Raw genomic sequence first — 6,057 nt, 5'->3', positions numbered from 1 at the left:
GCGGGCGGTCTCCGCCGCGTCGCACCGCTCCCGGCGCGTCCGGTGGGTCTGTCCCCGCAGCGGGCCCAGACTGAGGTCCCAGGCGCCCGGCGCGGTCCGGCCGAGGGCGACGGTGGCGGCCTCCACCCCGTCGGGCACCTCGCTGGTGTGGAAGCTTCCGGCGGGCAGCGCGTACGAGGCGCCCGCGCCGTGGGTCTCCACCGTGCCGGTACGCGCCCGGACCAGTCGTGGGGTGGCCAGGACCTCGTCGAGGTCGCCCCGGCTGTGCACCTCGTAGATCCGGTGCGTCGGCTCGGCGGCGACGTCGGTCACCTGCACGATCTCGTTGCGGACCTCGCCGTAGAGGACCTGGCTGAGCAGGTCCCAGCTGTGTGAGTGCATGGCCGAGGTGAGCGGCGCGACGGCCGGGCGCTCCGCCGGCCAGAGGTGTACGCAGATGCCGTCGTCGCCGCTGCGGTCGACCGGCAGGCAGATGAAACCGAGCGGGTGGCGGACCGCCCTGAGCTGCCGCCGCCCGTCCGCGATCTCGGTCAGGACGTCGACGACCCACGCGTAGACCAGTCCGCTGCCGGTGCCGCGGCCGATCTCCCGGTGGAGCTCGGGGTAGTTCGTCATTCGTACGGATTCCTCGCCTGGATCGCCTTCACGATGATGTCGGAGACCTCCCGGTCGCCGAACGAGCGTGGCAGCGGCAGCCCGAGCGCGGTGAACAGCTTGCGGGCCTGTTCGACCGACGGCTCGTCGTCCAACAGCACCTGCCTCGCCTGCTCGATCGGGACCCGGCGACTCTGCTCCCGGCTGTACTGGAGCTCAATGCTATAGCGATGGTAGTAGATTTCCCGACGGTCTATCCGAAGTGCCGGAGTTTGCGGATTCTCCTGCGTGATGATGACGCAACTGGACGACAGGTCGAACCGGAAGGTGCTCATCTGGCTGGACAGCCGCACGTCGATGTTGAGCAGCCCGGAGCGCTGGTGGTGCCAGCACGCGGCGAGCACCGTGGCGAAGGACTCCTTGCGGGTCCGGTCCACCGTCCACAGTTCCCCGGTGCCGTCGGTGCGGGGTGCGAGGCTGCGGCGGAACTGCGCGTAGCGTTCGCAGACCTGCTCGTCGGTCGGGTCGATGATCTCGATGCCGAAGTCCAGGGTGCCGTTGCGCCGCCGGGCGTGCTCGATGCACTCGGGCAGGGTGACGGCCCGGGTGAAGGTGCCGGTGCCGCCCTTGAACCGCCAGCGGTCGGTCTGCCGGCGGGCCTCGGCGTGCGCCTGGCCGACCTCCTGGCCGTTGAGCACCCGGACCATCGAGACGCTGTTGATCGCGGTACGGGCCCGGGCCAGTACGCCGTCGTCGGCGGTGATCGCGGCGAGGTGCGGCAGCAGCGCGTCGAGCCGGGTGGTGCTCGGCCAGCATCCGCCGGGTCGCCTTCTCGGCCGTGTCCCGCCGCCACCGCTCCCGCAGCAGCGCCTGGGCGAGCAGGGCCAGGATCGCGGGACCGGCCTGGGCATTCTGCGGCTCACGTCGTCGTTGAGCCCGAGGATGCTCACCACGAGGGCGACCAGCAGCCCGAAGAAGGCGTCGAGGTTGCCGGCGACCCAGCTCAGAAGGCGCGCCATGTCATCCCCCGACCCACAATGATCTCCCCATCATAGCCCTCGGTCAATATCGAACTACCGAGAGTGGATCGGCGGTGATCTCACCGCCGCCGCGCGGCCAGTACCAGCGACCCGCCCAGCCCCGGCAGGAAACGGGCCAGGGTACGAGACTTTACCCATCGACCGTCGCGCAGGCGCCACCCGACATAGTTGGACCGGACCCGGATCGGCTCGAACCGCGCGGCCCGCAGCACCTCGCACAGCAGCGAGACGGTGAACGGCCGGATCTTGCAGCAGAGATGAGGATGCGGCAGTTCTGCCGGGCTGCCCGGTGAAGATGACCCGGTCCTGGAGGGTGGCCAGGTTCGGTGTGGTGAGGACCAGCAGGCCCGAGGGGACGAGCACCCGCCGGCACTCCCGCAGCAGCGCGACGGGATCGTAGACGTGCTCGATCAGCTCGCCCATCAGCACGGCGGCCAGCGCTTCGTCCCGCAGCGGCAGCGGCCGGGTCGCATCCAGGCAGAGCGCGCCGGCCGCCGCGCCCCGGGCCAGCCGCAGCGCGTCGGGCGCCAGGTCCGCGACAACGACCGGCCACGGCGGATCCGGTACGTCCGCCAGCATGCTCGCCGAGCCACAGCCGAGTTCGAGCACGGTATGCCCATTCCGGTCTCCGGCATCGCGTCGCGCAGCATCCGCAGCGCGAGCTGCCGGCGGGTGCGGTGGTAGGGGTCGGTGACGTACGCGCGCACCTGCGCGCCGTCGGCGTAGCTGTGCCGGTTGACCTCGCGCCCGTGCTGCTCGGCGGTCCGGGACAGCGGCGGGGAAGGTGAACCGTCCATCACACCCTCCACACCCTCCGACGGCCGCCGCGCCGATGTGCCACCCGGGTCGGGCCCGGGGTGTCCCGCCCATATCGAAACACGCCGGGGCGGTCCCAGCCGGTAGGCGGTGCGGTCGGTTGTCCCGGTCGGTGCCTCCGGCGCCGCCCGCGTTTGCGGGCGAGCCGGCACGGGGTATCAGAGGGCGTCGGCGCCCGGCGGGAGCCCGTCCGGTCCGACCCGATTCCCTCGTAAGGAGGCCACCGTGCGCTACGGATCGATAGGCGGCGTCATCGTTGTCATCTGGCTGATCATCGGCGCGCTGGCCGCCGGTGCGCGGCTACTTCAGCCGGGACAACGACAACTGCGCCGAGGCCAGCACCACCGCCGTCACCATCGTCGCCGGTCCGCTCAACTACGTCGGCGCGAACCCCGAGATCGACTGCGACGTCCCCGAACCCTCGAAGTGATCCCCCCTCGGCGGGTACGGCGCGGCGGTCGAGCCGCCGCCGGATTCCGAACGCCCGGCGGCGCTCCCCCCGACAGGTAGGAAGAGCCGCGCCCCCCCCAGTACCCCGGCGGCAAGGTCGACGGTCTTCGACCCGGCGCGCCTACGTCCGCCGCGGGCCTGGTGGTCCGGCCCCGGTCGCCGACATCCCGCGAGCAGGACCATTCATCCACGCCGTTGCCATATTTATATATGTCTGTATCTTGGCCGGCCTGACATTTGTCATAGGTAGCCGTGCACGACGCACGTCGGGGGATGACTTAACACACTAGAAACAACTCCATCGCGACCGCGAGACTTCGTCACATCGATAGCGCAAGGCCCCGTGTGGAGCAGCGAGGAGCCGAGACGATGGACGAACGGTACGACGCGTACTGCGCGGTCGACCCGCTGTTCTACGACTCCCTCAGCAGCAGTACCTCGGTGGCGTCGGGATTCGCGGCGGCCGGGCGGCCGCTGCCGCAGGGATGGCAGCGGGAGCCGAGCGACGACTGGATGATCTACGGCCCGGTCGGCGGATCACTGCCACAGCAGGGCTGGAAGATCCACATCTCGGCCTGCCTCGACAACGCGGACCGGATCCTCGACGCGGTCTGGGACTACTGCGTACCACGCGGCCTCTCCTTCAAGTTCCTGCGCGGCCCGCGGATGCTGCTGCTGCGCAACGCCAAGTACGCCCGCCGCGGCTCCAGCGGAAAGTTCGTCACGATCTACCCTCGCGACGAGGCCGAACTGGAGCTCACCTGCAAGGAACTCGCCGAGCGGCTGGACGGCGAGGCCGGCCCGTACATCCTCAGCGACCTGCGGTACGGCAGCGGTCCGGTCTACGTCCGCTACGGCGGCTTCGCGGCCCGCTACTGCCTCTCCGAGGACGGCCAGGTGGTACCGGCGATCACCGACGGAACCGGCACCCTCGTGCCGGACCGGCGCGACCCGGTCTTCCACGTCCCCGACTGGGTGACCCTGCCGGACTTCCTCGCCCCGCACCTCGCCGCCCGCAACGCGACCACCACCACCGACCTGCCGTACCGGATCGAGCAGGTGATCCACTTCTCCAACGGCGGCGGCCTCTACGTCGGCCGCGACACCCGCACCGACACCCGGGTGGTGCTCAAGGAGGCCCGCCCGCACGCCGGCCTCGACGCCACCGGCACCGACGCGATCACCCGGCTGGGCCGGGAGGCCGCCATGCTGCGCCGGCTGGCCGACGTACCGCAGGTGTGCCGGGTGCACGACGAGTTCGGCCTCGGCGACCACCGCTTCCTCGCGCTGGAGTTCGTCGAGGGCCGGGCGTTGAACAAGCTGGTGGTCGAGCGCTACCCGCTGACCGACGCCGACGCCACCCCCGCCGACCTCGCCGAATACACCGACTGGGCCCTGCGGATCCACGCGCAGGTGGAACGGATCGTCGACGCGATCGCCGAGCACGGCATCGTCTACGGCGACCTGCACCTGTTCAACATCATGGTGGACGCCGACGACCGGGTGACGCTTGTCGACTTCGAGGTGGCCGCGCCGGTCGCCGACGCCAGCCGGCCCGCGCTGCGCAACCAGGCGTTCGCGGCGCCCCGCGACCGCACCGGCCTGGCGGTGGACCGCTACGCCCTGGCCTGCCTGCGGCTGGCGCTGTTCCTGCCACTGACCCAGGTCGTCCGGCTGGCCCCCGCCAAGGCCGCCCACCTCGCCGACGTGATCGCCACGCACTTCCCGGTGCCGCGCGAGTTCCTGGACCGGGCGGTCGCCGAGATCGTCGACGGCGGCGCGACCGCGCCGGCGGACCACCGGACCACCGCCGACGGCGGGGCCGGCAGCGCCGTCCAGGAGTCCACCCCGGCCGCGCCGCCGCCCGCCGCCACCACCCGCACCGGTGACCCCCGGGCCACCGCCGCCGACCTGACCCGCGCCGCCGCCGACTTCGCCGCCGGCCCCGGGGCCTGGCCCCGGCTGCGCGACCGGCTCGCCGGCGCGATCCTGCACAGTGCCACCCCGGACCGCGACGACCGGCTCTTCCCCGGTGACATCGACCAGTTCCGCACCGGCGGGCTCAACCTCGCCCACGGTGCCGCCGGCGTGCTGTACGCGCTGCACGCCAGCGGCGCCGGTCGGCATCCCGGGCACGAGGACTGGCTGGTGAGGCGGGCCCTCGACCCGCCCTCCGGCGCCCGCTGCGGCTTCTACGACGGGCTGCACGGCGTCGCCTTCGCCCTGGAGTGCCTCGGCCGGCGGCAGGACGCCCTCGACGTCCTCGACATCTGCCTGCGGGAACCGTGGGAGGAGCTCGGCCACGACCTGCACAGTGGACTCTCCGGGATCGCGCTCAACCTGGCCGAGATCGCGCAGCGCACCGGGGAACCGGAGCTGCGGGCGGCGGCCTGGCGGGCGGCGGAACTCGTCGCCGAACGGCCGGGCGCCGGGGACCCGACCGGCCCCCCGTCGGCCGAGGCCGGCGTCGGCGGATCGGACCTGAGCGGCGGCCGGCACCCGTACGCCGGGCTGACCCGTGGCCGTACCGGACCGGCCCTGATGTTCCTCCGGCTCCACGAGCTGACCGGTGACCCGGAACTGCTCGACCGGGCGGCCGACGAGCTGCGGCGGGACCTGCGCCGCTGCGCGCTGCGCCCCGACGGGGCACTGGAGGTCAACGAGGGCTGGCGCACGATGCCGTACCTGGCACACGGCAGCGTCGGCATCGGGCTGCTCCTGGACCAGTACCTCCGGCACCGCCCCGACGAGGAGTTCACCCGCTCGGCGGCGGCGATCCGGCGGGCCGCGCGCTCCCCGTTCTACGCGCAGTCCGGCCTCTTCGCCGGCCGGGCCGGGATCATCGCGTACCTCGCGGGGCGGGTCGGGTCGGAGCCCGACGACGCCGACCGCGTCGAGCTGACCCGGCAGGTGTCCCGGCTGGCCTGGCACGCGCTGCCGTACCGCGGCTTCCTCGCCTTCCCCGGCGAGCAGCTGCTCCGGCTCTCCATGGACCTGGCCACCGGCACCGCCGGTGTCCTGCTCGCCACGGCCGCGGCCCGGCACGACACGCCGGTGACCCTGCCGTTCCTCGCGCCGCTCACCGGCGCGACCAGACTCCCCTCGCCGTCCGGGCGAGGGGCCGAATAACGGAAACATGGGAGGGAGGTGCACGACA

Annotated in this window: 5 protein-coding genes; 2 read left to right on the top strand and 3 right to left on the bottom strand. The window is 72.4% G+C overall.

Going from position 1 to position 6,057, the window contains the following annotated elements:
* From ACQEUR_RS22800 to ACQEUR_RS22790, 3 genes are all read right to left on the bottom strand, one after another.
* On the bottom strand, nt 1-615 hold a 615-nt coding region (locus ACQEUR_RS22800; RefSeq protein WP_433034624.1), incomplete at its 3' end, for a hypothetical protein.
* Nucleotides 612-1,613, bottom strand: coding sequence for a hypothetical protein (locus tag ACQEUR_RS22795; RefSeq protein WP_433034622.1), 1,002 nt, complete (start codon nt 1,611-1,613; stop codon nt 612-614). The genes ACQEUR_RS22800 and ACQEUR_RS22795, both read right to left, overlap by 4 nt.
* Before the next feature lie 54 nt (nt 1,614-1,667).
* Nucleotides 1,668-2,243, bottom strand: a complete 576-nt coding sequence (locus ACQEUR_RS22790) for a methyltransferase domain-containing protein (protein WP_433034621.1) — start codon at nt 2,241-2,243, stop codon at nt 1,668-1,670.
* Between the two features lie 499 nt (nt 2,244-2,742).
* On the opposite strand from ACQEUR_RS22790, the gene ACQEUR_RS22785 reads away from it, so the two are divergent.
* Both ACQEUR_RS22785 and lanKC read left to right on the top strand, forming a co-directional pair.
* Nucleotides 2,743-2,880, top strand: coding sequence for a hypothetical protein (locus ACQEUR_RS22785; protein WP_433034619.1), 138 nt, complete (start codon nt 2,743-2,745; stop codon nt 2,878-2,880).
* Between the two features lie 389 nt (nt 2,881-3,269).
* Nucleotides 3,270-6,029 carry a class III lanthionine synthetase LanKC gene (gene lanKC / locus ACQEUR_RS22780; protein ID WP_433034617.1) on the top strand — a complete coding sequence of 920 codons (2,760 nt, stop codon included), beginning with the start codon at nt 3,270-3,272 and terminating at the stop codon, nt 6,027-6,029.
* The last annotated feature ends 28 nt before the right edge of the window (nt 6,030-6,057 follow it).

This window comes from Plantactinospora sp. CA-290183 (genome assembly GCF_050936375.1).
Classification (GTDB): domain Bacteria; phylum Actinomycetota; class Actinomycetes; order Mycobacteriales; family Micromonosporaceae; genus Plantactinospora.
The sequence above is the reverse complement of the archived record's forward strand: the minus strand, read 5'-3'. Positions and strand labels throughout refer to the sequence as shown.

Excerpts from the sequence above, each read along its gene's own strand:
- ACQEUR_RS22795 (WP_433034622.1), bottom strand. The coding sequence starts at position 1,613 with ATGGCGCGCCTTCTGAGCTGGGTCGCCGGCAACCTCGACGCCTTCTTC.
- lanKC (WP_433034617.1), top strand. The coding sequence starts at position 3,270 with ATGGACGAACGGTACGACGCGTACTGCGCGGTCGACCCGCTGTTCTAC.